Source organism: Halomonas sp. CKK8 (genome assembly GCF_029625235.1).
Lineage (GTDB): Bacteria > Pseudomonadota > Gammaproteobacteria > Pseudomonadales > Halomonadaceae > Halomonas > Halomonas ventosae.
On record NZ_CP121193.1, the window covers coordinates 3,394,399 to 3,416,441 of the forward strand.

At 69.4% G+C, this 22,043-nt stretch carries 25 protein-coding genes; 7 read left to right on the top strand and 18 right to left on the bottom strand.

The genetic code is table 11. The features are described from left to right. Positions 1-164: 164 nt before the first annotated feature. The 8 genes from trpS to radC all read right to left on the bottom strand — a co-directional run bounded on the left by trpS (position 165) and on the right by radC (position 6,779). A complete protein-coding gene (gene trpS, locus P8934_RS15970; protein WP_278031910.1) occupies positions 165-1,190 on the bottom strand; it encodes a tryptophan--tRNA ligase in 1,026 nt (341 codons plus the stop codon). A gap of 359 nt (positions 1,191-1,549) precedes the next feature. Then, a complete protein-coding gene (gene ald, locus P8934_RS15975) occupies positions 1,550-2,665 on the bottom strand; it encodes an alanine dehydrogenase (protein WP_278031911.1) in 1,116 nt (371 codons plus the stop codon). 227 nt (positions 2,666-2,892) lie between these two features. Beyond that, positions 2,893-3,213, bottom strand: coding sequence for a DUF2007 domain-containing protein (locus P8934_RS15980; RefSeq protein ID WP_278031912.1), 321 nt, complete (start codon positions 3,211-3,213; stop codon positions 2,893-2,895). 6 nt (positions 3,214-3,219) lie between these two features. Next, positions 3,220-4,416: a class I SAM-dependent rRNA methyltransferase gene (locus P8934_RS15985; protein WP_278031913.1), complete on the bottom strand. Its 1,197-nt coding sequence runs from the start codon at positions 4,414-4,416 to the stop codon at positions 3,220-3,222. Between the two features lie 50 nt (positions 4,417-4,466). Continuing rightward, on the bottom strand, positions 4,467-5,291 hold the full coding sequence (gene mutM / locus P8934_RS15990) for a bifunctional DNA-formamidopyrimidine glycosylase/DNA-(apurinic or apyrimidinic site) lyase (protein WP_278031914.1): 825 nt from the start codon (positions 5,289-5,291) through the stop codon (positions 4,467-4,469). 93 nt (positions 5,292-5,384) lie between these two features. Further along, a complete protein-coding gene (gene rpmG, locus P8934_RS15995; RefSeq protein ID WP_071944136.1) occupies positions 5,385-5,540 on the bottom strand; it encodes a 50S ribosomal protein L33 in 156 nt (51 codons plus the stop codon). Positions 5,541-5,566: 26 nt separating this feature from the next. Beyond that, complete coding sequence (rpmB, locus tag P8934_RS16000; RefSeq protein ID WP_040184989.1) at positions 5,567-5,803, bottom strand: 50S ribosomal protein L28; 237 nt, start codon at positions 5,801-5,803, stop codon at positions 5,567-5,569. Positions 5,804-6,104: 301 nt separating this feature from the next. Beyond that, positions 6,105-6,779 (bottom strand): DNA repair protein RadC, encoded by a 675-nt coding sequence (gene radC, locus P8934_RS16005; protein WP_133637556.1) that lies wholly within the window; start codon positions 6,777-6,779, stop codon positions 6,105-6,107. Between the two features lie 111 nt (positions 6,780-6,890). On the opposite strand from radC, the gene coaBC reads away from it, so the two are divergent. Genes coaBC through slmA form a run of 5 tightly spaced genes read left to right on the top strand, consistent with a single transcriptional unit; the run spans position 6,891 to position 11,748 of the window. Further along, the gene (gene coaBC, locus P8934_RS16010; protein WP_278031915.1) at positions 6,891-8,183 is read left to right on the top strand and encodes a bifunctional phosphopantothenoylcysteine decarboxylase/phosphopantothenate--cysteine ligase CoaBC; all 1,293 of its coding nucleotides are present in this window, start codon (positions 6,891-6,893) and stop codon (positions 8,181-8,183) included. Between the two features lie 23 nt (positions 8,184-8,206). Continuing rightward, positions 8,207-8,689, top strand: coding sequence for a dUTP diphosphatase (gene dut, locus P8934_RS16015; protein WP_278031916.1), 483 nt, complete (start codon positions 8,207-8,209; stop codon positions 8,687-8,689). Positions 8,690-8,739: 50 nt separating this feature from the next. Further along, complete coding sequence (locus P8934_RS16020; RefSeq protein WP_278031917.1) at positions 8,740-10,137, top strand: phosphomannomutase/phosphoglucomutase; 1,398 nt, start codon at positions 8,740-8,742, stop codon at positions 10,135-10,137. A gap of 40 nt (positions 10,138-10,177) precedes the next feature. Continuing rightward, positions 10,178-11,095 carry an acetylglutamate kinase gene (gene argB / locus P8934_RS16025; protein ID WP_133637552.1) on the top strand — a complete coding sequence of 306 codons (918 nt, stop codon included), beginning with the start codon at positions 10,178-10,180 and terminating at the stop codon, positions 11,093-11,095. A gap of 41 nt (positions 11,096-11,136) precedes the next feature. After that, the gene (slmA, locus tag P8934_RS16030; protein WP_106231381.1) at positions 11,137-11,748 is read left to right on the top strand and encodes a nucleoid occlusion factor SlmA; all 612 of its coding nucleotides are present in this window, start codon (positions 11,137-11,139) and stop codon (positions 11,746-11,748) included. A gap of 166 nt (positions 11,749-11,914) precedes the next feature. Here slmA and rpoH read toward each other — a convergent pair whose 3' ends face one another. The 4 genes from rpoH to ftsY all read right to left on the bottom strand — a co-directional run bounded on the left by rpoH (position 11,915) and on the right by ftsY (position 15,879). After that, positions 11,915-12,781: an RNA polymerase sigma factor RpoH gene (rpoH, locus tag P8934_RS16035; protein ID WP_278031918.1), complete on the bottom strand. Its 867-nt coding sequence runs from the start codon at positions 12,779-12,781 to the stop codon at positions 11,915-11,917. Positions 12,782-12,899: 118 nt separating this feature from the next. Further along, complete coding sequence (gene ftsX / locus P8934_RS16040) at positions 12,900-13,874, bottom strand: permease-like cell division protein FtsX (protein ID WP_278031919.1); 975 nt, start codon at positions 13,872-13,874, stop codon at positions 12,900-12,902. Beyond that, the gene (gene ftsE / locus P8934_RS16045) at positions 13,871-14,539 is read right to left on the bottom strand and encodes a cell division ATP-binding protein FtsE (protein WP_106231378.1); all 669 of its coding nucleotides are present in this window, start codon (positions 14,537-14,539) and stop codon (positions 13,871-13,873) included. Before ftsE ends, ftsX begins: the two co-directional genes overlap by 4 nt. Then, entirely contained in the window at positions 14,536-15,879 is a 1,344-nt protein-coding gene (gene ftsY / locus P8934_RS16050) for a signal recognition particle-docking protein FtsY (RefSeq protein WP_278031920.1), read from the bottom strand. The genes ftsE and ftsY overlap by 4 nt, the downstream gene beginning before the upstream one ends. Positions 15,880-15,970: 91 nt before the next feature. Between ftsY and rsmD the strand changes: the two genes are divergently transcribed. Together rsmD and P8934_RS16060 are read left to right on the top strand one after the other, a co-directional pair. Then, entirely contained in the window at positions 15,971-16,618 is a 648-nt protein-coding gene (gene rsmD / locus P8934_RS16055) for a 16S rRNA (guanine(966)-N(2))-methyltransferase RsmD (protein WP_278031921.1), read from the top strand. Between the two features lie 81 nt (positions 16,619-16,699). Further along, positions 16,700-16,894, top strand: coding sequence for a cell division protein ZapB (locus P8934_RS16060; RefSeq protein WP_278031922.1), 195 nt, complete (start codon positions 16,700-16,702; stop codon positions 16,892-16,894). A 7-nt stretch (positions 16,895-16,901) separates the two neighbouring features. On the opposite strand, the gene rimI is transcribed toward P8934_RS16060, so the two are convergent. From rimI to lysS, 6 genes are all read right to left on the bottom strand, one after another. Further along, positions 16,902-17,363 carry a ribosomal protein S18-alanine N-acetyltransferase gene (rimI, locus tag P8934_RS16065; protein WP_278031923.1) on the bottom strand — a complete coding sequence of 154 codons (462 nt, stop codon included), beginning with the start codon at positions 17,361-17,363 and terminating at the stop codon, positions 16,902-16,904. After that, the gene (locus tag P8934_RS16070; protein ID WP_278031924.1) at positions 17,350-18,162 is read right to left on the bottom strand and encodes a hypothetical protein; all 813 of its coding nucleotides are present in this window, start codon (positions 18,160-18,162) and stop codon (positions 17,350-17,352) included. The genes rimI and P8934_RS16070 overlap by 14 nt, the downstream gene beginning before the upstream one ends. Beyond that, the gene (locus tag P8934_RS16075; protein WP_133637543.1) at positions 18,159-18,470 is read right to left on the bottom strand and encodes a BolA/IbaG family iron-sulfur metabolism protein; all 312 of its coding nucleotides are present in this window, start codon (positions 18,468-18,470) and stop codon (positions 18,159-18,161) included. Before P8934_RS16075 ends, P8934_RS16070 begins: the two co-directional genes overlap by 4 nt. A gap of 45 nt (positions 18,471-18,515) precedes the next feature. After that, entirely contained in the window at positions 18,516-19,940 is a 1,425-nt protein-coding gene (locus P8934_RS16080; RefSeq protein WP_278031925.1) for an MFS transporter, read from the bottom strand. 78 nt (positions 19,941-20,018) lie between these two features. Beyond that, positions 20,019-20,405, bottom strand: coding sequence for a hypothetical protein (locus tag P8934_RS16085; protein WP_133637541.1), 387 nt, complete (start codon positions 20,403-20,405; stop codon positions 20,019-20,021). A gap of 75 nt (positions 20,406-20,480) precedes the next feature. Continuing rightward, entirely contained in the window at positions 20,481-22,031 is a 1,551-nt protein-coding gene (lysS, locus tag P8934_RS16090) for a lysine--tRNA ligase (protein WP_278031926.1), read from the bottom strand. Positions 22,032-22,043: the final 12 nt, after the last annotated feature.

Below are 22,043 nucleotides of genomic sequence, written 5' to 3' on the forward strand. Positions count from 1 at the left end.
GTCGGGGGCGGGGAGCCCGGATGACCGGCCATGGTAACGAGCCAGGACGGGCACGTGAAAGCATTTAAACAAACCGATCAATAACCTAGAGGCATAACAACCGACTCCCCCAACGACAACGGGCACCCGAGGGTGCCCGCATCATCGCCATGGCGAAGCCGCAGTCAGACGAAGCGCCCGAGCCCCACCGCCTGGCGCAGGCGGTCCATGAGGGGCGCCGCCTCGGCACGGGCCCGCTCGGCCCCCTTGATCAGCACCTGCTCGATGTGGCCGGGGTCCTCCATCAGCGCCTGGTAGCGCTCGCGGGGTTCGCGCAGCTGCTCGTTGAGCAGCTCGAAGACGCGGTTCTTGGCCTCGCCCCAGCCGATGCCATTGGCGTACTCGATGCGCATGGCCTCGGTCTCGTCGGCCGTGGCGAAGGCCGAGTAGATCTGGAACAGGGTACAGCTCGAGGGATCCTTGGGCTCGCCGGGTTCCAGGGAGTTGGTCTTGATCTTGCGGACCAGCTTCAGCAGCTTCTTCTCGGAGACGAACAGCGGGATGGTGTTGTTGTAGCTCTTGGACATCTTGCGGCCATCCAGGCCACCCAGCACCTCTACCCTCTCGTCCACCACGGCATCGGGCAGGGTGAAGTACTGCCCCTTGTAGAGGTGGTTGAAGCGTCCGGCGATGTCACGGGCCATCTCGATGTGCTGGATCTGGTCACGCCCCACCGGCACCTTGTTGGCGTTGAACATCAGGATGTCGGCGGCCATCAGCACCGGGTAGCCGAACAGCCCCATGGTGATGCCCTTGTCCGGGTCCTGGTTGCCGGCGGCCTCGTTCTCGGCCACCGCCGCCTTGTAGGCGTGGGCGCGGTTCATCAGCCCCTTGGCGCAGACGCAGGAGAGCATCCAGGTCAGCTCCGGGATCTCCGGCACGTCCGACTGGCGATAGAAGATGGCGTTGTCAGTATCCAGGCCCAGCGCCAGCCAGGTGGCCGCGATCTCCAGGCGAGACTCCTGCACCCGGCGCGGGTCCTGGCACTTGATCAGCGCATGCAGGTCGGCGAGAAAGTAGTAGGACTGGACGCTCGGGTCCTGGCTCGCGGCGATGGCGGGCTTGATCGCCCCCACGTAGTTGCCCAGGTGGGGGGTGCCGGTGGTGGTGATGCCGGTGAGAACGCGGGTCTTCTCGGAAGCTGCACTCATGGGGAAAGCGGACTCTGCTGTTCGGAAATGGCCGCTATGGTAACGCGAGGCCCCGGTCAAGGCGACCGGGGCCCGCTCCAGAGCGATCGCAGCCTGCTCCACAGCGATAGCGAAAGGCGCCGGGGACAGGCCGAAGAGGGGGTCCTATGCCAGGGGTGAGGAGCACGGCTCCGAACCAGCTGGCCAAGGATGGCCAGCACCGGACCTGCAAGCGGAGCGGGACGCGAGAGCGCAGCAGGGCACCGGTAGCGTCCAGGGAAGGGTTCACAGCGCCCCCTCGACGGTCCGGCGCTCCGGGGCCTGTCGCCGGGAAAGCCTTGAGCGGTGTTGCCATCATCGACCGCTCTGCGCCCGTCCGCTTACCCCAGCAGGTCGGCCGGGTCGACGGCATCGAGGCCGAAGGCGTCCGCCACCGCCTGGTAGGTCACCCGACCGTCGTGGACGTTGAGACCCGGCAGGAAATGCGGGTCATCGGCCAGAGCCTGCTTCCAGCCCTTGTCGGCCAGCGCCGTGACGAAGGGCATGGTGGCGTTGGTCAGCGCCTGGGTGGAGGTGCGCGCCACGGCGCCGGGCATGTTGGCCACGCAGTAGTGAACGACCCCGTCGACGATGTAGGTCGGGTCGGTATGGGTGGTGGCCCGACTGGTCTCGAAGCAGCCGCCCTGGTCGATGGCCACGTCCACCAGCACGCTGCCGGGCTTCATCTCGGCGAGCATCTCGCGGGTGATCAGCTTGGGGGCGGCGGCCCCGGGGATCAGCACGGCACCCACGATCAGGTCGCACTCGCGCACCGCCTCATCGATGGCGTCGGCGGTGGAGAAGACGGTCTTCATGCGGCCCTGGTAGCGGTCGTCCAGGGTCTCGAGGCGCGGGATCGACTTGTCGAGCACCGTGACCTCGGCACCGAGGCCCAACGCCATGCGGGCAGCATTCTCGCCCACCACGCCGCCGCCAATGACCGCGACCCTGGCCGGCGCCACGCCGGGCACCCCGGGCAGCAGTACGCCGGCACCGCCCTGGGCCTTCTCCAGGCTGTGGGCGCCGGCCTGGATGGCCATGCGCCCTGCCACGGTGCTCATCGGCGCGAGGAGCGGCAGGCCGCCCTGGCGGTCGGTGATGGTCTCGTAGGCGATGCAGGTGGCGCCGCTCTCCATCAGGCCTCGGGTCAGCGACGCCTCGGCGGCCAGGTGCAGGTAGGTGAAGAGGGTCTGGCCGGCCTTGAGGCGTGCGACCTCCTCGGCCTGCGGCTCCTTGACCTTGAGGATCAGCTCAGCGCCCTCCCAGACCCTGGCCACATCGGCCTCGAGGCGCGCCCCGGCGGTCTCATAGGTGGCGTCCGCGAAGCCGGCCCCCTCGCCGGCACCGGCCTGCACCGTGACCGTGTGGCCGCGACCGACCAGTTCCCGGGCGCCGGTGGGGGTCAGGGCGACACGGTACTCGTGGTTCTTGATCTCCTTGGGCACGGCGATCTGCATGGTGTTCTCCTGGGCTGTTGTTGGGTGGCTTTCCTCCCCATTACAGCACAGGCAGTCCATACACGAAGAGTCCACGCAGAAGAACGGAAAATATCGACACCACCGGGCTTTTTGCCCAGAAAATTTTCTTTTTACCAACACCGCTGCAGGAAACCCTGCCAGGAGCCCCGAGGCGGCGGGCCGGACGGCGCTCTCGCCAGGGCAGAAACCGCCAGGCCCGGAGCGTCTCAGGGCTCTCGAGGGGTGCCACAGTTCCAGCAGGTGTCGAAGGCGCCCTCGAGGCGCTCTCCGCAACGCGGACAGGTCCATGCCGGGCGGTCACTCCTGCCTTCCAGGGCCTGGCGGATCAGGGTCTCGGCCCGCGCGAGGTTGTGCGGCGCCACCCACACCTCCGGCTCGCACTCCCCCAGCGGCAGCTCACCGGCGCCACCGCCCAGGGTCAGGTTGCGCAGCTCCGCGGGAATGCCGGCCGCGGTCAGCACGTTGTGCACGTGGCTGACCAGCAGCGCATTGGAGTGGGCGAAGGCGCGAACGTAGCTAGGGAGCACCGCGCACTAGTCCCGGAAGACGCGCACGCCCAGGGCCTTGAGGTAGGAGGTCTCCGGAATCGCCGGGTGGACCGGATGATCCGGCCCCTGGTGGCCCTGGAAGAGGATCTGGCCCTGGCGGTCCTGATGACGTACCGCCCCGCGCACCACGTCGACCAGGCGCTCCGGGGCCAGGTGCATGGAACAGGAAGCCGAGAGCAGCAGGCCATCGCGCCCCAGCAGGCGCATCGCCTCGCGGTTGAGCTTGCCGTAGGCGCGCTCGCCGTTGGGGATGTCCTTGCGCTTGCGGATGAAGGCGGGCGGGTCGAGGATCACCACGTCGAACTCCTCGCCCTCGGCCTTGAGGGCCGCCAGCACCTCGAAGGCGTCGCCCTCGCCCACCGCCACCTGCTCGTGCAGGCCGTTCAGGGCGGCGTTCTCGGCGACCCGCTCCAGTGCCGGACCGGAGGCATCCACGCAGAGCACCTCGCGAGCGCCGCTGGCCGCGGCCTGGACGCCCCAGCCCCCCACATAGCTGAACAGGTCCAGCACCCGTTTGCCGGCCACCAGGCCATTGAGCCAGGCACGATTGACCCGGTGATCGAAGAACCAGCCAGTCTTCTGGCCATCGAGGACCGGGGCGACAAATCGCACGCCGTTCTCCTCCAGCAGCACCCGGTCGGGCAGTTCTCCCTTCACGACCTCGACACCGGCCTCGAGGCCCTCCTGGCGGCGACCGCTGGTGTCGTTGCGCAGCACCACCGACGAGGGTGCCAGCACCTTGTCCAGGGCGTCGAGAAGCTCGGGCAGCACCGCCTGCATGCCGGCGGTATTGAGCTGCACGACCAGCACGTCACCGAAGCGGTCGATCACCAGCCCCGGCAGCAGGTCACCCTCGCCATGCACCAGGCGATAGAAGGGCTTGTCGAAGAGGCGCTGGCGCAGCGCCAGTGCCTGGTTGAGACGGTGGACCAGCAGCGAGCGGTCGAGCCCCTGGGCCGGGTCGCGGGAGACCATCCGCGCGCAGATCAGCGAGTGCGGATTGACGTAGGCCACGCCCATGGCCTTGCCGTTGGCGGCCTCGACCACCACCTGCGCCCCGGCCTCGACCTCCTTGATCGGCGTGGCCTGGGTGTCGATCTCGTTGGAGTAGAGCCACAGGTGGCCGGCCTTGAGCCGGCGGTCGGCGTTCTTCTTCAGGCGCAGTGAGCGAAGTGCGGTCATGGAACTGTCTCGTGAAGGGGTGGAGGGGCGTCGGCGAGGCCGCGCCGCCATCAGGTCTGGCAGTGGCCGCAGAACACGCTGGCCCGCTGGCCCAGGGTCACCAGGCGCAGCTCGGCACCACAGCGCCGGCAGGCCTGGCCGTCGCGACCGTAGACATTGAGGCGCTGCTTGAAGTAGCCCGGCTCCCCGGTGCCGCCGACGAAGTCGCGCAGGGTGGTGCCGCCCTGGGTGATGGCGGCGGCCAGCACCTCGCGTACCGCCGCCGCGAGCCGATCATAGCGCTCCCGGGAGATACGCCCGGCGGCGCGACGCGGGTCGATGCCGGCCAGGAACAGCGCCTCGGCGGCATAGATGTTACCCACGCCCACCACCACGGCGTTGTCCATCAGGAAGGGCTTCACCGCCAGGCGGCGGCCGCGGGAGCGCGCGAAGAGGCGTTCGCCGTCGAAGGCCTCGGAGAGCGGCTCCGGCCCCAGCCGGGCCAGGCGCGCATCCTGCTCCGTGCTGCCGGCCAGCCAGTCGACGAAGCCGAAGCGGCGCGGGTCGTGATAGCGCAGGATGGCGCCATCGTCGAGCACCAGGTCGAGATGGTCGTGCTTCTTCGGCAGCTCGCCCAGGCGCGCGATGCGCAGGCTCCCGGACATCCCCAGGTGCCAGAGCAGGGTCCCCGGCGCCTCGCCCTCGAGCGGCACCAGCAGGTACTTGGCGCGCCGGGCGAGATCACCGATGCGCGCCCCGACCAGCCGCTCGACGAGGTCCGCCGGCACCGGCACGCGCAGGCGGGCCTGGCGCACGATCACCTCAGTGATCTCGCGACCCTCCACATGGGGGGCGATGCCACGGCGGGTGGTCTCGACTTCGGGCAGTTCGGGCATGGTCTTGTCCGGAGGGCGGTGATACGCAAGAACCCGACCATCGGGCCGGGTTCAGGCTGACAGGCTCCTGCCTGCGGCGGAAGCGACCAAGGCTTACTTGATCTTGCCTTCCTTGTACATCACGTGCTTGCGGATGGTCGGATCAAACATCTTCTTCTCGAGCTTGTCCGGGGTGTTCCGCTTGTTCTTGTCGGTGGTGTAGAAGTGGCCGGTACCGGCACTGGAAATCATTCTGATCTTGTCACGCATGACGGTTCTCTCCCCTGATGGATCGCTTAGACGGCTTCGCCGCGCTTGCGAATGTCGCCGAGCACCGCCTCGATGCCCTTCTTGTCGATGATGCGCATGCCCTTGGAGGAGACGCGCAGCTTGACGAAGCGCTTCTCGGACTCCACCCAGAAACGGTGGGAATGCAGATTCGGCACGAAACGACGGCGCGTCTTGCGCTGGGAGTGTGAAACGTTGTTACCAGTCACCGGGCGCTTGCCGGTAACCTGACATACTTTGGACATGAGAGCCTCCAACCGCTTGGCCAGGTGTTCAGACCTGAGTGTTCAAAACCTGTCGGGCAAACCGGGACGACCCCGTTGTCATTTGACCCAAGGGAATTCAAAGGCTGCACTTTATACCAGAGACCGCCACGTTCGGCAAGCGACGCGGCGATGATCCGATGAGGGCGTGGCATGGCCCCGCGGCACCGACAGGTGGCGCGGCAGGCGGCGATGACAGGCAAGGGGCCCGTACCAAGGGGCCCAGCGCAGCCGGTGCGGCATTATAGCCGGCCACGCGCGGTTTTCCTATCCATCCCGGCCCTTACAGCCATCCTCGCTCCGCGAAGGAGACCACCTCCCCGTCGCCCACCACGAAGTGGTCCAGCACGCGCACCTCGAAGAGCCCCAGCGCCTCGCGCAGGCGCTCGGTGATGCGCCGGTCGGCGTCACTGGGCTCGGCCACGCCGGAGGGGTGATTGTGGGCGAAGATGATGGCGCCGGCGCCCAGCTCCAGGGCACGGCGGGCCACCTCGCGGGGATAGACCGAGGCGCTGTCCAGGGTGCCGCGGAACAGCGACTCGTAGCGGATCACGCGGTGCTGGCTGTCGAGGAAGAGCGCGGCGAACTCCTCGTGGCCGAGATGGCGCAGCCGGGCGGCAAGGTAGGCACGCACCAGCGACGGCGAGGTGAGCGCATCGCCCCGGTCCAGCTGGCTGGCGAGGTGCCGCCGTGACAGCTCCAGGGTGGCCTGGAGCTGGACATACTTGGCCATGCCCATGCCACGCTCGGCGCAGAAGCGAGCCTGGTCGGCCTCCAGCAGCTGGCGAAGCCCGCCGAAGGCGGACAGCAGGTCCCGGGCCAGGTCCACCGCCGAGCGACCCTCCACGCCGACGCGCAGGAAGATCGCCAGCAGCTCGGCATCGGAAAGCGCCTCCACTCCCAGCGCCAGCAGTTTCTCCCGGGGGCGCTCCCCCTCCGGCCAGTCCCGAATCGACATCCCTGTCTCCCTGCCCCATGCCCGTGGTTGTCAGTGTAGACGGCCCGGCGGCTACGCAAGGTCGGGCACCGGTGGTAAGGTAGGCGACCGGATTCACGCTCGGATACCGCCATGTCGACACTCCCCCGCCGACGCGTGCTGCTCGGCATCAGCGCCGGCATCGCCGCCTACAAGAGCGCCCAGCTCGCCCGCCTGCTGACCCAGGCGGGCTGCGAGGTGCGCGTGGTGATGACCGAGGGCGCCCAGGCCTTCATCACGCCACTGACGCTGCAAGCCCTGACGGGAGAGGCTGTGCGCACCTCGCTGCTCGACCCCGAGGCCGAGGCCGGCATGGGCCATATCGAGCTGGCCCGCTGGGCCGACACCATCCTGATCGCCCCGGCCACCGCCGACCTGATGGCGCGCCTCGCCCAGGGCCTGGCGGATGACCTGCTCACCACCCTGTGCCTGGCGAGCGAGGCCGCGAAGGTGATGGCCCCGGCCATGAACCAGGCCATGTGGCGCCACCCGGCCACCCAGCGCAACGCGCGCCGGCTGGCCGGGGACGGCTGGCAGCTGCTGGGGCCTGACAGCGGCGACCAGGCCTGCGGCGACGTGGGGCCGGGGCGCATGCTGGAGCCCGAGGCGATCGTGGCGGCGCTCTCCATGGCACCCGATGCCGTGCCCGCAATGGCACCCGAAACCGGGCCCGCCGAGGCGCTTGATGGCGCGTCGGCCAGGCCGGAGGCCGACGGCCTGACCATCACCATCACCGCCGGGCCGACCCGGGAGCCGCTGGACCCGGTGCGCTACCTCTCCAACCACAGCTCCGGCAAGATGGGCTTCGCCCTGGCCGCCGCCGCCGCCTCGCTGGGCGCCCGGGTGCGGCTGATCAGTGGCCCGGTCGGCCTGCCGACGCCGGAGGGCGTCGAGCGCACCGACGTGGAGACCGCCCAGGAGATGCACGAGGCCGCCCAACGGCTGGCCATCGACAGCGATATCTTCATCGGCTGCGCCGCCGTGGCCGACTACCGGGCCGAGGCGGCCGCCGAGCACAAGATCAAGAAGGTCGAGGGCGAGGCGGGACTCACCCTGCACCTGGTGAAGAATCCCGACATCATCGCCGGTGTCGCCGCCCTCCCCGCGTCGCAGCGTCCCCTGGTGGTGGGCTTCGCTGCCGAGACCCGCGACCTGGAGGCCTATGCCCGGGACAAGCTGACCCGCAAGGGGCTGGACATGATTGTCGCCAATGATGTCGGCCGGGCCGGACTCGGCTTCGGCAGCGACGACAACGCCGCCCTGCTGCTGTGGCGGGATGGCGACAGGGAAGACAGCGAGAACCTCGCCCCCCAGCCCAAGGCGCAACTCGCCCTGGCGGTGGTGCGCCGCGCCCTGGCCTGCCTGTCGCCCCGCTCCGCCCCCTGACACCGACACCCCGAGGACCCCCGATGCCCACCCTTCCCGATCGCCCGCGCCTCGCCGTCCAGCTGCTCGACGAGCGCCTGCGTGATCATCTGCCTCACTACGCCACCGAAGGCTCCGCCGGCATGGACCTGCGCGCCCTGCTCGACGCCCCCCTGACCCTGGCGCCGGGGCAGTGCGAGCTGGTGCGCACCGGACTTGCCATCCACATCGCCGACCCGGCCCTCGCCGGGATGATCCTGCCCCGCTCGGGACTGGGCCACAAGCACGGCATCGTGCTCGGCAATCTGGTGGGACTGATCGATTCCGACTACCAGGGCGAGCTGCTGATCTCCACATGGAACCGTGGCGAGGCGCCCTTCACCATCGAGCCCTTCGAGCGGCTGGCACAGTATGTGCTTGTTCCCGTGGTGCATGCCGACCTCGAGGTCGTCGAGGCCTTCGATACCAGCCGCCGGGGCACCGGCCAGCGTGGCACCGGCGGCTTCGGCAGCTCCGGTCGTCACTGACGCCCACCGACGGCACACAGCCACTCGATACGCCATACAGGACGGACCCCATGACCCAAGAAGCGATCCAGGCAGTTCCCGCCTCCATCTTCCGCGCCTACGACATCCGCGGCATCGTCGACGACACCCTGACCGAGACGGGTGTCCAGCAGATCGGCCGCGCCATCGGCAGCGAGGCCCGGTCCCGCGGCGAGTCCACCGTGGTCGTCGCCCGCGACGGCCGCCTCTCCGGCCCGCGCCTGCTGGCCGCCCTGACCCGCGGCCTGGTGTCGTCGGGTTGCGACGTCGTCGACATCGGCATGGTGCCCACCCCGGTGCTCTACTTCGCCACCCACGTGCTCGAGGGCACAGCCTCGGGCGTGATGGTCACCGGCAGCCACAACCCGCCGGACTACAATGGCTTCAAGATCGTGCTCGGCGGCGAGACGCTCTCCGGCGATGCCATCACCGCACTGCACACCCGCCTGGCCGGCGGCGAGCTCAGCGAGGGCCAGGGCAGCGTGCGCCAGGAGGACGTGCGTGATGCCTATCTGGCGCGCATCCTCGGCGACATCACCCTCGCCCGGCCGATCAAGGCAGTGGTCGACTGCGGCAACGGCGTGGCCGGCGAACTGGGCCCGGCGCTGGTGGAGCGCCTCGGCGCCGAGACCGTCCCGCTGTTCGCCGAGATCGACGGCACCTTCCCCAACCACCACCCGGACCCCGGCAAGCCCGAGAACCTCCAGGACCTGATTCGCACCGTGCAGGAGACCGGCGCGGACATCGGCCTGGCCTTCGACGGCGACGGTGACCGCCTCGGCGTGATCACGCCGAGCGGCAAGCTGATCTATCCGGATCACCTGCTGATGGCCTTTGCCGAGGACATGCTGTCGCGCAATCGCGACGCCCGCGTGATCTTCGACGTCAAGTGCACCGGCAACCTGACCCGGGTGATCGAGGAAGCCGGCGGGACGCCGGAGATGTGGCGCACCGGGCACTCGCTGATCAAGGCGCGCATGAAGGAGACCGGCGCCCTGCTGGCCGGCGAGATGAGCGGCCATATCTTCTTCCAGGAGCGCTGGTACGGCTTCGACGACGGCCTCTACGCCGCCGCCCGCCTGCTGGAAATCCTGTCGAAGCAGGCCGACGACGCCGATACCTTCTTCGCTCGCTACCCCCAGGACGTCGGCACCCCGGAGATCAACATCACGGTCACCGACGAGACCAAGTTCGCGCTGGTGGACCGGCTGGCCCGGGAGGGCGACTTCGGCGAGGAGGGCGTCAAGACGACCCTGGATGGCATCCGCGTCGACTACCCGGACGGCTGGGGCCTGTGCCGCGCCTCCAACACCACACCGGTGCTGGTGCTGCGCTTCGAGGGCAAGGACGACGCCGCCCTGGCCCGCATCCGCGGCCGCTTCGCCGACGCCCTCACCCAGGTGTCACCCGACCTCGAACTGCCCCTCTGAGGGGCGGTTCGCCGCATAGACAGGAGAGGGAACCCGACCGATGACAGAACAGACCCGCGACCCGCGCCTGGTGGTGGAGGTGCTCTCCGAGGCACTGCCCTACATCCAGCGCTTCTCCGGCAAGACCGTGGTGGTGAAGTACGGCGGCAACGCCATGACCGAGGACACCCTGATCGACTCCTTCGCCCGCGACATGGTGCTGATGAAGGAGGTCGGCATCAATCCGGTGGTGGTGCATGGCGGGGGGCCGCAGATCGGCGAGCTGCTGGAGAAGCTCAGCATCGAGTCGCGGTTCGTCAACGGCATGCGGGTGACCGACGCCGAGACCATGGACGTGGTGGAGATGGTGCTGGGCGGCCTGGTCAACAAGGGCATCGTCAACCTGATCAACCAGTGCGGCGGCAAGGCCATCGGCCTGACCGGCAAGGACGGCGCGCAGATCCGCGCCCGGCAGCTCAAGGTGGAACACCAGAGCCCGGAGATGACCGCGCCGGAGATCATCGACATCGGCCACGTGGGGGAGGTGGAGCATATCTCCACCGACCTCATCGAGATGCTCGCCGCCCGCGACTTCATCCCGGTGATCGCCCCCATCGGCGTGGACGCGAAGGGCCGCAGCTACAACATCAACGCCGACCTGGTGGCCGGCAAGGTGGCCGAGGCCCTGGATGCCGAGAAGCTGATGCTGTTGACTAACGTCGCCGGCCTGATGAACGCCGAGGGCGAGGTGCTCACCGGGCTGACCACCGCCCAGGTGGATGCCCTGATCGCCGACGGCACCATCCATGGCGGCATGCTGCCGAAGATCCGCTGCGCCCTGGACGCCGTGAAGGGTGGCGTCGCGAGCGCCCATATCATCGATGGCCGGGTGCCCCATGCCACCCTGCTGGAGATCTTCACCAATGCCGGGGTGGGCACCCTGATCACCGACATTCCCCAGGACCCGAATGCCGGCTGAGCCCCCGGCCCGATCCACCGAACCGACAAGAACATAACGACATGACGCAGGAAACACCAACCCCCAGTCGCCGCGAGCAGATTCTGCAGGGCCTGGCGCTGATGCTGGAGGAGGACAGCGGCAAGCGCATCACCGTGGCCGCCCTGGCCCGCCAGGTCGGCGTCTCGGAGGCCGCGCTCTATCGCCACTTCCCCAGCAAGGCACGGATGTTCGAGGGGCTGATCGCCTTCATCGAGGAGTCCCTCTTCGAGCGCATCGGCCGCATCCTCGAGGAGGTGCCGGAGGCGGTGCCGCGCTGCGGCCAGATCCTCACCCTGGTGCTGGCCTTCGCCGAGAAGAACCCCGGCCTCTCGCGCCTGCTGGGCGGCGACGCCCTGACCGGCGAGACGGCACGGCTGCGCCTTCGCATCCACCAGCTCTTCGAGCGCCTCGAGACCCAGCTCAAGCAGGTGCTGCGCGAGGCGGAACTGCGCGAGGGGCGGCGCCCCTCGCTGCCGGTCTCGGCGGCCGCCAACCTGCTGCTGGCCCACCTCGAGGGGCAGATCTCGCGCTACGTGCGCAGCGACTTCCGCCACCGCCCTACCGAGCACTGGGATGACCAGTGGGCGCTGCTCTCGGCCCAGCTGCTGCGCGAGAGCCCGCAGACGGCGTAACAGGGGCTAGTAGCAAGGAGCAAGGAGCAAGGAGCAAGGAGCAAGGAGCAAGTCAGGCAAGCCTGAACCAAAATGAGCAAGCCAAGGGGTTACCTTGCAGCTTGCTCCTTGTCACTTCATGGTGGGCTCAGCCGCCCACGCCAGACACCTGGCGCCTTGCCGTGGATCATGCTACCAGGGCGTCGCCGATCTGCTGGCGGATCTTCTTCATGGCGTTCTTCTCGAGCTGGCGGATGCGCTCGGCGGAGACGCCATAGACGTCGGCCAGCTCGTGCAGGGTGGCCTTGTCGTCCCCCAGCCAGCGACGCTGCAGGATATCCCGGGAGCGCTCGTCGAGGGCCTCCAGGGCATGCTGCAGGCGATGCGTGGCATCCTGCTCCCAGTCGCTGTCCTCGAGCTGGGTGGCCGGGTCAGCGGTGGCATCATCGAGGAAGTGCACCGGCGCCTGGTAGGCGGATTCGTCGTCCTCCCCCGGTGAGGCATCGAAGCCGGCGTCGTGGGCCGACAGGCGACCTTCCATCTCGCGCACCACCTCGGGCTTGACGTCGAGGTCCTTGGCGATGGCCTCGACTTCGTCGCTGTTCAGCCACGCCAGGCGCTTCTTGGCACCCCGCAGGTTGAAGAACAGCTTACGCTGCGCCTTGGTGGTCGCGATCTTGACGATGCGCCAGTTGCGCAGCACGAACTCGTGGATCTCGGCCTTGATCCAGTGAACGGCAAAGGAGACAAGCCGCACGCCCTGGTTGGGGTCGAAGCGCTTGACGGCCTTCATCAGGCCGACGTTGCCTTCCTGGATGAGGTCGGCCTGGGGCAGGCCATAGCCGGAGTAGCTGCGGGCGATATAGACGACGAAACGCAGATGCGAGAGCACCAGGCGGCGCGCCGCCTCGAGGTCGCCCTCGTCGTGCAGGCGGAAGGCCAGCTCGCGCTCCTCGTCGACGGTCAGCATGGGGATGCCGTTGACCGCCTGGATGTAACCGTTCAGGTCATGACCCGGGGAGAGTTGACCCACCGGCAGAAGACTGGTGCTCATGTGCAGGTTGTCTCCTTCGAAACCCATAAGGCTGTGCATGGTTGCCGCATGTGACGGTGAAGACCGACGAAAGTTCCGGCTGATGCCCAATGTCCCGTGGATTCGACCAGCGCTCGCCTCAGCGAGGCCGGATCTCCGCCAGGTGCCGATTCACGGCGATCCAGGCACCCAGCCAGCCAAGCAGTGTACTACAGGCAAGCAATATTGTAGACCCTTCGGGGCCCAGCCGCGGCAGGTGGAAGCTGGCCCCGTAGCTCGCCGCCAGGGCCGAGACCGGCGCCGAGAGCCAGTCGCTGCCCAGGGTCAGCAGGCCCCAGGCCAGCAGGCCACCGCCCAGCCCGAACCAGGCCCCACTGTAGAGGAAGGGGCGACGCACGAAGGCATGGGTGGCGCCGATCAGGGTCACCACCTCGATCTCCTGGCGGCGATTCTCCACGGCAAGCCGGATGGTATTACCCACTACCAGCAGCACGCCCAGCCCGAACAGCACGCCCAGCGCCAGGGTGACCCGCTGGCCCAGCTCGGCGAGGTGGCGCAGGCGTTCGAGCCAGGCGAGGTCCAGGCGCACCTCATCGACCCCGGGGACGGCCTCCAGGGCCTCGGCGAGCCGTCGCACCGCCTCCGGATCGGGGTCCCCGGGGCGCACCACCACGCTGGCCGGCAGGGGATTGCCCTCGAGGCGAGCCAGGGCATCACGCAGCCCCAGCGCCTGCTGGAACTCGGCCATGCCCTCGGCGGCGGTGATCAGACGGGTGCCGGTCACCCCCGCCTGGGCGGCCAGCGCCTCCTCGATACGTCCGGCCTCGCCCTCCCCGACCCCGGTGGCCAGGTAGGCGGTGAGGGTCGCGCTCTCTTCCAGTTCGGCGTCGAGCAGGCGGGCGCTGTCCAGGGTCAGCCAGAGCCCCGCGGGCAGAACCAGGGCAATGGCGATGGCCAGCATGGTCAGCAGGCTGCCCAGTGGCCGACGCAGCAGGCGGCGCGCACTGTCGAGGGCCATGGCGCGGTGGTGACGCGCCCAGGCCCGCCAGCGGACGCCGCCTGCCGAGCGGTGGGTGCGCGCGCCACGGGGTGAGGGAGCGGCTTCGCGGCTCATGCGACCTCCTCGTCGGCCACCAGGCGCCCCTCGTGGAGCCGCAGGGTGCGATGGCGCAGACGGGCAATCAGCGCCAGGTCGTGGCTGGCGACCATGACCGTGGTGCCGATGCGGTTGAAGTCCTCGAACAGCCTCATGATGTCGGCGGAGAGCTGGGGGTCGAGGTTGCCGGTGGGCTCGTCGGCGAGCAGCAGCGCCGGCTTGTTGACCACCGCCCGGGCGATGCCGACCCGCTGCTGCTCGCCGCCGGAGAGTTCGATGGGCAGTGCGGCCTCGCGGTGCAACAGCCCCACCTTGTCCAGCGCCGCCCTCACCCGCCGCGCGGCCTCGCGGTGCTCGACCCCCTGGATCTCCAGCGGCAGGGCCACGTTGTGATAGATGGAGCGGTCGAAGAGCAGCTGGTGGTCCTGGAAGACCACGCCGATCTGGCGACGGTAGAAGGGGATCTGGCTGTGGTGCAGACGGTCGATGTCATGACCCGCCACCCGCACCTTGCCGCGGCTGGGCCGCTCGAGGCGCATGATCAGGCGCAGCAGCGAGCTCTTGCCCGCGCCGGAATGGCCGGTCAGGAAGACCATCTCGCCGCGATGCACGCGGAAGTCGATATTGGCGAGCGCCTCGAAGCGCCCGCCATAGCGCTTGCCGACGTGCTCGAAGGCGATCATGACTCGGGCGACACCGGCTCGCGGTCGAACAGGGCATCGACGAACTCGCTCGCCGCAAAGGGGCGCAGGTCATCCAGCGACTCGCCGACACCGATGAAGCGGATCGGCGTGCCGAGCTGGCGCGCCAGGGCGAAGATGATGCCGCCCTTGGCGGTGCCGTCGAGCTTGGTCAGGGTGATGCCGGTGACCGGCACCGCCTCGTTGAAGGTCGAGGCCTGGGCGAGGGCGTTCTGGCCGGTCCCGGCATCGAGCACCAGCATCACCTCATGGGGGGCGCTGGCGTCCACCTTGCCCATCACCCGACGGACCTTCTTGAGCTCCTCCATCAGGTGGGCCTTGTTGTGCAGGCGGCCGGCGGTGTCGGCGATCAGCACGTCGACGCCCCGCGCCTTGGCGGCCGACACGGCATCGAAGATCACCGAGGCGCTGTCGGCGCCGGTGTGCTGGGCGATCACCGGCACGTCGTTGCGCTCGCCCCACACCTTGAGCTGCTCCACCGCCGCCGCCCGGAAGGTGTCGCCGGCGGCCAGCATCACGCTGCGCCCCTCGCGCTGGAAGCGCTGGGTCAGCTTGCCGATGGTGGTGGTCTTGCCCACGCCGTTGACCCCCACCACCAGGATCACGAAGGGGCCTTCGCCCTTCGGCGGCAGCGTCAGCGGCCGGGTGACCGGCTCGAGCATCGCCGCGAGCTCCTCCTGCAGGGCCCGGTAGAGCGCCTGGGGCTCCTTGAGCTCCTTGCGCGAGACCCGGTCGGTGAGTCGGCCGATGATCTCGGTGGTGGCCTCGATGCCCACGTCAGCCATCAGCAGCTGGGTCTCGAGCTCCTCCATGAGATCGTCGTCGATCTGCTTGCGGCCCATGAAGAGGTCGGCCAGGCCGTCGGTGAGATTGGCGCGCGTCTTGCCGAGCCCGGCGCGGATGCGGGCGAACCAGCCCTTCTTCTCGGCGACCGGCTTCTCCTGCAGGGCCGCTTTGGGCTGAGCCGACGCAGGCTCGGATTCGGGTAATGGCTGGGCGTCGGGCGCAGGCTCCGCCTTGGGCTCGGGCTCAGGCTCGGGTTCGACTTCAGGCTGGGGTTCGGGTTCAGGCTCGGGTTCAGCCTGGGGGGCAGATCTTGCCTGGGGGGTAGCCGCGGGCTCGGGCCTGGGTTCCGGCTCGGGCGCCTCCGCCGGCTGGCCGCCGGATACCGCCTCGTCGACCTCCTCGGTGGCCTCTTCCGCCAGCGAAGCGGTCTCGGTGACGTCGTCTGCCGCCTGCTCGTCCGACCGGCGCTCGGCCTCCTGTTCCGGTGTCGTCTGCTGCCCTTCCTGCTTCTTCTTGCGCTTGAAAATACCGAACATGGGGGGATCACGCCTCACGGATGAACGAATCGCCTCATCCTACCATCGCGCACCATGACTGTGGACAAGCCGGCGGTTACAATCCGCCCCCATGACACGACGCCGCCCCTCCTCTCGAAAGCCCCGCCAGCCAGCCAAGGGCCCCGGCCGCCGGACCCCCGGACGGCTACGCCTGATCGGCGGCGACTTCCGGCGCCGCCAGCTGCCGGTACTCGACCGCCCGGGACTGCGCCCCACCCCCGACCGGGTGCGCGAGACGCTGTTCAACTGGCTCGCCACCGCCGTGCCCGGGGCACGGGTCCTGGACCTCTTCGCCGGCACCGGGGCGCTCGGCCTGGAGGCCCTCTCGCGGGGTGCCCGGCAGGTGGTGTTCGTCGAGCGCGACGCTCAAGTGGCACGCCAGCTCGACGACAACCTCAGGGCCCTCGAAGCCACCGAGCGCGCGCAGCTGGTCACCGCCGATGCCCAGGCCTTCCTTGCCGGCGCCCCCACCCCCTTCTCCCTGGTGTTCCTCGACCCGCCCTTCCGCCAGGAGCTCGCCGGGACCTGCTGCCACGCCCTGGAGGCCGGCTGGCTCGCCGAGGAGGCGCTGATCTACGTGGAAACCGAATCGTCGCTCCCCCCCGAGGTGCCGGCCAGCTGGCAACTGCATCGCGAGGTACGTGCCGGCGACAGCACAGGACGGCTCTACCGCCGACATCCGCCAGGCACGGGGTCGCCCGGCGGCGACGCTTGCTGAGCCCCGGGCGCGGCGTTACGCTGCGCGCTGAAGGAACCCAACGGGCACGCCCCACCAGCAGGATGTCGTCAGGAGAACAGGATGAGTATCGAACTCTTCAACCAGCTCGAACAGAAGGTCACCAGCGCCGTCGAGGCCCTGGAGTTGATGAAGATGGAAGCCGAGGAGCTGCGCGAGGAAAACGCCCGCCTGAAGCAGGAGCGCGAGGAGTGGGAGCGTCGCCTCTCCGCCCTGCTGGGCAAGTTCGACGAGGTGGAAACCACCGCCAGCAGCTGAGGCAACCTCAGGCCAGCGGGCGCGACATCAGCAGCGCATCCTCCCGCTGGCCGGTGGTGCGCGCCGGGTAGTAGCCCCGGCGGCGGCCGTCCTCGCCGAACCCCGCCCCCCGATAGAGCGCCAGGGCCGCCTCGTTGCCCGCCCTGACCTCGAGCAGCAGGCGCTCGCTGCGCCAACTGCGCGCCTGCTCGATCACCGCCGCCAGCAGGCACCCCGCCACCCCCTGGCCACGTGCCTCCCGGGCCACCAGGATCGCCTGAAGCTCCGCATCGAAGGGCAGCCGAACCACTACCGCATGGCCGACCAGGCACGCCTCATGCTCGATACCGAACACCCGGGTGTCGGCGTCGGCCAGCGCCGCCTGCAGTTGGTGGGGTGTCCAGGGGGCGGGGCTGGCGGCCTGCTCCAGCGCCGACAGCGCTGCCAGGTCGGCCGGCCCCAGCCGCCGCACCGCCTCAGTCGGCCTCACGGCCCGCCTGCCAGGCATCGCGCCAGCCGGCCATCTGTGGCCAGAGGGCGCGCTTGGCCTCGGCACTGCCGGCCAGCTCGCCAAGCGCAGGCCCCTGCCAGGCCTGCAGCGCCAGCAGCGGGCAGTGGCCGTCGGCGAGGGACAGGATCTCGGCGAGGCTCTCGTCCTCGCCGAACACCAGCAGCCGTTCCGGTACCCAGCCTCGCCGCTGCCGGCCGGCCAGGAAGGCCTGTAGTCCCTCACGGGCCTCCTCCAGCGGCGCCTCAACCGGCAATCCTTCCACCTGGGGCCAGCGGAAGGCCTCGAAGGCCGGCATCTGCTCGGGCACCACGCCGGCGGCGTGCAGCAGGTGGCGCAGCAGGCGCAGCTCCACGCTGCCGGGCGGCGCCTCCCGGGGCAGCAGCACCAGCCAGCGGCCATCCAGGCAGGCCACCTGCAGGGTAAAGCGCAGCGCCTCGCCATGACGCACGGGGGCCAGGCCCGGCGTCTCGGGTGCGGCCTCCGGTTCGTCGGTGGGCACCAGGTCACCGAGCAGCGCCCGGGCCTTGCCGGCCGAGGGCCGGTGACGCGGCTCCGGCTCGGCGGGGGCCGGTCGCGGGGCCGCGACCTGCGCCTCGGCGGCCTCGTCGAGCAGCGCATGCAGCCGCTCCCCCGGGGCGCGGCGTCCCTCGGCCACCGGCGAGGCAGCCTCCCACTCGCAGGCCGGGGTGGGCAGGGCATTGGGCAGGCGATAGCGGGAGACCCAGGCCGTCAGGCCCATGGCCTCCAGGTACTGCAGGCGCTGCGGCTCCGGGGTCACGACGTGCCGCCGCCCCGGCAGTCGGGGGAGTCGGGGCGGGAGCGGCCGCTGGCCTCCCACTCCTCGGGAGTGAAGAGGTGCAGGGCCAGGGCGTGGACGGGACCGGCGAGCTCGTCGGCGAGCAGTGCATAGACCTGCTGGTGCCGCTTGACCGGCATCAATCCCTCGAAGCGGGAGGCGACCAGGGTGACCTTGAAGTGGGTCTCGGAATTCGGCGGCACGTTATGCCGATGACTCTCGTTCTCCACCGCCAGGAAGGCGGGCTCGAGGGCCCTGAGCTTGTCTTCGATGGTGGCCTGGATGCTCATGTCGGGGTTCCGATGCTGGATGAGTGATGGGGCCATTGTACGCCTTCAGTCCGGGTCAGACGACGCCCGCAGCGGCTCGGCTCGCCGCGCCTCGCGCTGGGCCCGCCCAGCCAGCGATACCCGCCCCAGGCTCGCCGCGAGCGACAGCACGCAGGCTCCCGCCCCGGCCCAGAGGGTCGCCTGCACCGGCGCGCCGGCGGCCAGGAAGGCCCCCACCAGCGCCACGCCCAGCGATTGGCCCACCGTACGGGTGGTGCTCATCACGCCGGAGGCCCTGGCACTGCGCTCGCGGGGGACGCTGGCCATCATCTCGCGGTTGTTGGGGGGCTGGAAGAGTCCGAAGCCCAGCCCGCAGAGCGCCGTGCGCCACAGGCTGTCCACCACGCCGGCCCCGGCATCGAGCCCGGCCAGGGCGGCGAGACCCAGCAGCAGCAGCACCAGGCCGCCGCTGGAGAGCAGGCTGGGGTTGACCCGGTCGGCCAGCTGCCCGGCCAGGGGGCCCACCAGCATGATCGCCAGTGGCCAGGGGGTGAACATCCAGGCGGTCTCCAGCGGCGTGAAGCCCATCTCCTGCTGGTAGAGGAAGGAGAGTGCCACGAAGGCCAGGCCCTGGCCGACGAAGGCCAGCCCCGAGGCCGAGACCGCCAGCGTGAAGCGTCGCTCGGCGAACAGCGAGAGCGGCAGCAGCGGTTGGCGGGCCCGGCGCTGGCGTTGCAGGAAGAGCACGGCACTGAGCAGGCTCAGCGCCAGCCAGCCGAGCACCTGCCAGGCCGGCGCCCCATGGCCGACGCCGTCCAGGCCGAGGAAGAGCCCCGCCAGCATGGCCACCGAACAGAGCGCGCCACGCCAGTCGAAACCGTCGCGCCGCCCTGCTTCCCGGGGCAGCGCCCGCCAGGCCAGCCAGGAGGCGCAGAGCCCCAGCGGCACGTGCAGGGCGAATAGCCACGGCCAGCTGGCCACGGAGAGCACCAGCCCCCCGAGGGTCGGTCCGGCGGCGTAGCCACCGGCCACCACCAGGGCGGAGAGCCCCAGGGCGCTGCCGAGCAACCGCGAGGGGAAGATCGAGCGATAGAGCGACGGGCCGATGGAGAGGGTCGCCGCGGCGCCGAGGCCCTGCAGGGCACGGAACAGCAGCAGGGTCTCCAGGTTCGGCGCCAGGGCACTGCCCAGGGCCGCCAGGGTGAAGAGCGCCACCCCGGCAGCATAGAGCCGCCGACGGCTGACCAGCTCGCTGAGGGCGGCAAAGACCAGCAGGAAGGCGGCACAGACGACCTGGAAGAGGTTGGTGACCCACACTACCCGGGACGCGGAGACGCCGAGGTCGGCCGCCATGGAGGGCAGTGCGATATTGACCATGGTGGTATCCACCACCGCCATCAGGGTCCCGAGGATCAGTGCCAGTACCGACAGGCGGCGCTCGGGGCCCGGCAGGCCGTCGTCGCCGGGGCGTGAATCGAAGAGTCGGCTCATCCTGCTTCCATCACTCGGGGTCCATAACGCGGAAACCGGCCGAAGCCGGTTTCCCATGTGCGCTGTCGGGCAGGAGGGTCAGTCCTGGTCCGTCTCCAGAAGCAGCGCGTCATCCACCTCGGAGATCTCCAGCGCTGCCTCGTCGTCGAGGTCGATGGCCAGATAGCTGTGCTCGACCTGCAGGAAACGCTGGAAGAGCGCCCAGTCCAGGGCTTCCGGCCACTGGCGCTCGTCCTCTTCCCAGGCGCGCAGCTCGGTCTCCAGGATCTCGAGGTAGCGCTCGCGCACGAAGGCCTCCAGGGCCTCGGGCGCGTCCATCTCCGGGATCAGGTAGACGGTACTTTCGCGTTCGACGTCGGCCAGGGTCAGGTCGTCCCCCTCCATGGTGGGTTCGAGCGCATTGATCCAGTCCACGAAGTGCCGGGTCGGCCTGACGCTCAGGGCGGAGCGGTTGAGCAGTTTCATCACGGTCTCCTCGACGTCGAAACGACGATCATTATGGGTGCTCGGGCCGCCCCTTACCAACACTTCTGGCCCCGATCACTCCACCTCGGGGCGCATCGCCGGAAAGAGCAGCACATCGCGGATGGAGGCGCTGTCGGTGAACAGCATCACCAGCCGGTCGATGCCGATGCCTTCGCCGGCGGTGGGCGGCAGGCCGACCTCCAGCGCCCGCACGTAGTCGGCGTCGAAGTACATCGCCTCCAGGTCGCCGGCCTCCTTCTCCGCGGCCTGGGCGCGGAAGCGCTCGGCCTGGTCCTCGGCGTCGTTGAGCTCCGAGAAGCCGTTAGCGATCTCGCGGCCGCCGACGAAGAACTCGAAGCGCTCGGTGACGAAGGGGTTGGCGTCCTTGCGCCGCGCCAGCGGGCTCACCTCGGTGGGGTACTCGGTGATGAAGGTGGGCTGCTGCAGGCGGTGCTCCACCGTCTTCTCGAAGATCTCGATCTGCACCTTGCCCAGCCCCCAACCGTCCTTGACGTCGATGTCCAGGCGTTCGGCGATCTGGCGCGCGGCGGCCTCGTCGGCCAGGGCCTCGGCGTGAATCTCCGGGTTGAACTCGAGGATGGCATCGAACACCGTGATCCGCCGCAGCGGCTGGCCGAAGTCATATTCGAAGGTCTCCAGCACCTCGCCCTCGCCGTTGCGCACGGTATTCACCACCGTGGTGGTACCCAGCACCTTGCGGGTCACGCTGCGCAGCATCTCCTCGGTGAGGTCCATCAGGTCGTTGTGGTCCGCGTGGGCCTGATAGAACTCGATCATGGTGAACTCGGGGTTGTGGCGGGTGGAGAGCCCCTCGTTGCGGAAGTTGCGGTTGATCTCGAAGACCCGCTCGAAGCCGCCCACCACCAGGCGCTTGAGGTAGAGCTCCGGCGCGATGCGCAGGTACATGTCGATGTCCAGCGCGTTGTGGTGGGTGACGAAGGGGCGTGCCGTGGCGCCGCCGGGAATCGGCTGCAGCATGGGGGTCTCCACCTCCATGAAGCCGCGATCCTCGAAGAAGCGGCGCATGGCGCTGATCACCCCGGCGCGGGTCTCGAACACCTTGCGCGAGTCGGGGTTCATGATCAGGTCGACGTAGCGCTGGCGGTAGCGCGCCTCCATGTCGGTGAGGCCGTGGAACTTGTCGGGCAGCGGGCGCAGGCTCTTGGTCAGCAGCTTGGCCTCCACCATCATCACGTAGAGGTCGCCCTTCCCCGACTTGTGCACCGGCCCCCGGGCCGCCACGATGTCGCCGATATCCCAGCCCTTGACGTCCTCCAGCACCTCGGCCGGCAGCCCCTTCTTGTCGACATAGAGCTGGATCGTGCCGGACGGGTCCTGGATGACGATGAAGGGCCCGCGCTTGCGCATGATCCGCCCGGACACGGCGGCACGGCGGTCCAGGGCCTCCAGGTCGGCCTTCTCCCGGTCGCCGAGTTCATCGGCCAGCTCGGCCGCCAGGCTGTCGCGGCGAAAGTCGTTGGGGAAGGCGCTCTCGCCGGTCTCGGCGGCACGCGCGCGGCGCGCTGCCAGCTTGGCACGACGCTCGGCGATCAGGCGGTTCTCGTCGTTCTGCGGGCTATCCGCTGAGGGGCTCTCGTTGGCCATATCACTACCTGT

Excerpts from the sequence above, each read along its gene's own strand:
- trpS (WP_278031910.1), bottom strand. The coding sequence starts at position 1,190 with ATGAGTGCAGCTTCCGAGAAGACCCGCGTTCTCACCGGCATCACCACC.
- ald (WP_278031911.1), bottom strand. The coding sequence starts at position 2,665 with ATGCAGATCGCCGTGCCCAAGGAGATCAAGAACCACGAGTACCGTGTC.
- P8934_RS15985 (WP_278031913.1), bottom strand. The coding sequence starts at position 4,416 with ATGACCGCACTTCGCTCACTGCGCCTGAAGAAGAACGCCGACCGCCGG.
- mutM (WP_278031914.1), bottom strand. The coding sequence starts at position 5,291 with ATGCCCGAACTGCCCGAAGTCGAGACCACCCGCCGTGGCATCGCCCCC.
- rpmG (WP_071944136.1), bottom strand. The coding sequence starts at position 5,540 with ATGCGTGACAAGATCAGAATGATTTCCAGTGCCGGTACCGGCCACTTC.
- rpmB (WP_040184989.1), bottom strand. The coding sequence starts at position 5,803 with ATGTCCAAAGTATGTCAGGTTACCGGCAAGCGCCCGGTGACTGGTAAC.
- radC (WP_133637556.1), bottom strand. The coding sequence starts at position 6,779 with ATGTCGATTCGGGACTGGCCGGAGGGGGAGCGCCCCCGGGAGAAACTG.
- coaBC (WP_278031915.1), top strand. The coding sequence starts at position 6,891 with ATGTCGACACTCCCCCGCCGACGCGTGCTGCTCGGCATCAGCGCCGGC.
- dut (WP_278031916.1), top strand. The coding sequence starts at position 8,207 with ATGCCCACCCTTCCCGATCGCCCGCGCCTCGCCGTCCAGCTGCTCGAC.
- P8934_RS16020 (WP_278031917.1), top strand. The coding sequence starts at position 8,740 with ATGACCCAAGAAGCGATCCAGGCAGTTCCCGCCTCCATCTTCCGCGCC.
- argB (WP_133637552.1), top strand. The coding sequence starts at position 10,178 with ATGACAGAACAGACCCGCGACCCGCGCCTGGTGGTGGAGGTGCTCTCC.
- slmA (WP_106231381.1), top strand. The coding sequence starts at position 11,137 with ATGACGCAGGAAACACCAACCCCCAGTCGCCGCGAGCAGATTCTGCAG.
- rpoH (WP_278031918.1), bottom strand. The coding sequence starts at position 12,781 with ATGAGCACCAGTCTTCTGCCGGTGGGTCAACTCTCCCCGGGTCATGAC.
- ftsX (WP_278031919.1), bottom strand. The coding sequence starts at position 13,874 with ATGAGCCGCGAAGCCGCTCCCTCACCCCGTGGCGCGCGCACCCACCGC.
- ftsE (WP_106231378.1), bottom strand. The coding sequence starts at position 14,539 with ATGATCGCCTTCGAGCACGTCGGCAAGCGCTATGGCGGGCGCTTCGAG.
- ftsY (WP_278031920.1), bottom strand. The coding sequence starts at position 15,879 with ATGTTCGGTATTTTCAAGCGCAAGAAGAAGCAGGAAGGGCAGCAGACG.
- rsmD (WP_278031921.1), top strand. The coding sequence starts at position 15,971 with ATGACACGACGCCGCCCCTCCTCTCGAAAGCCCCGCCAGCCAGCCAAG.
- P8934_RS16060 (WP_278031922.1), top strand. The coding sequence starts at position 16,700 with ATGAGTATCGAACTCTTCAACCAGCTCGAACAGAAGGTCACCAGCGCC.
- P8934_RS16075 (WP_133637543.1), bottom strand. The coding sequence starts at position 18,470 with ATGAGCATCCAGGCCACCATCGAAGACAAGCTCAGGGCCCTCGAGCCC.
- P8934_RS16080 (WP_278031925.1), bottom strand. The coding sequence starts at position 19,940 with ATGAGCCGACTCTTCGATTCACGCCCCGGCGACGACGGCCTGCCGGGC.
- P8934_RS16085 (WP_133637541.1), bottom strand. The coding sequence starts at position 20,405 with ATGAAACTGCTCAACCGCTCCGCCCTGAGCGTCAGGCCGACCCGGCAC.
- lysS (WP_278031926.1), bottom strand. The coding sequence starts at position 22,031 with ATGGCCAACGAGAGCCCCTCAGCGGATAGCCCGCAGAACGACGAGAAC.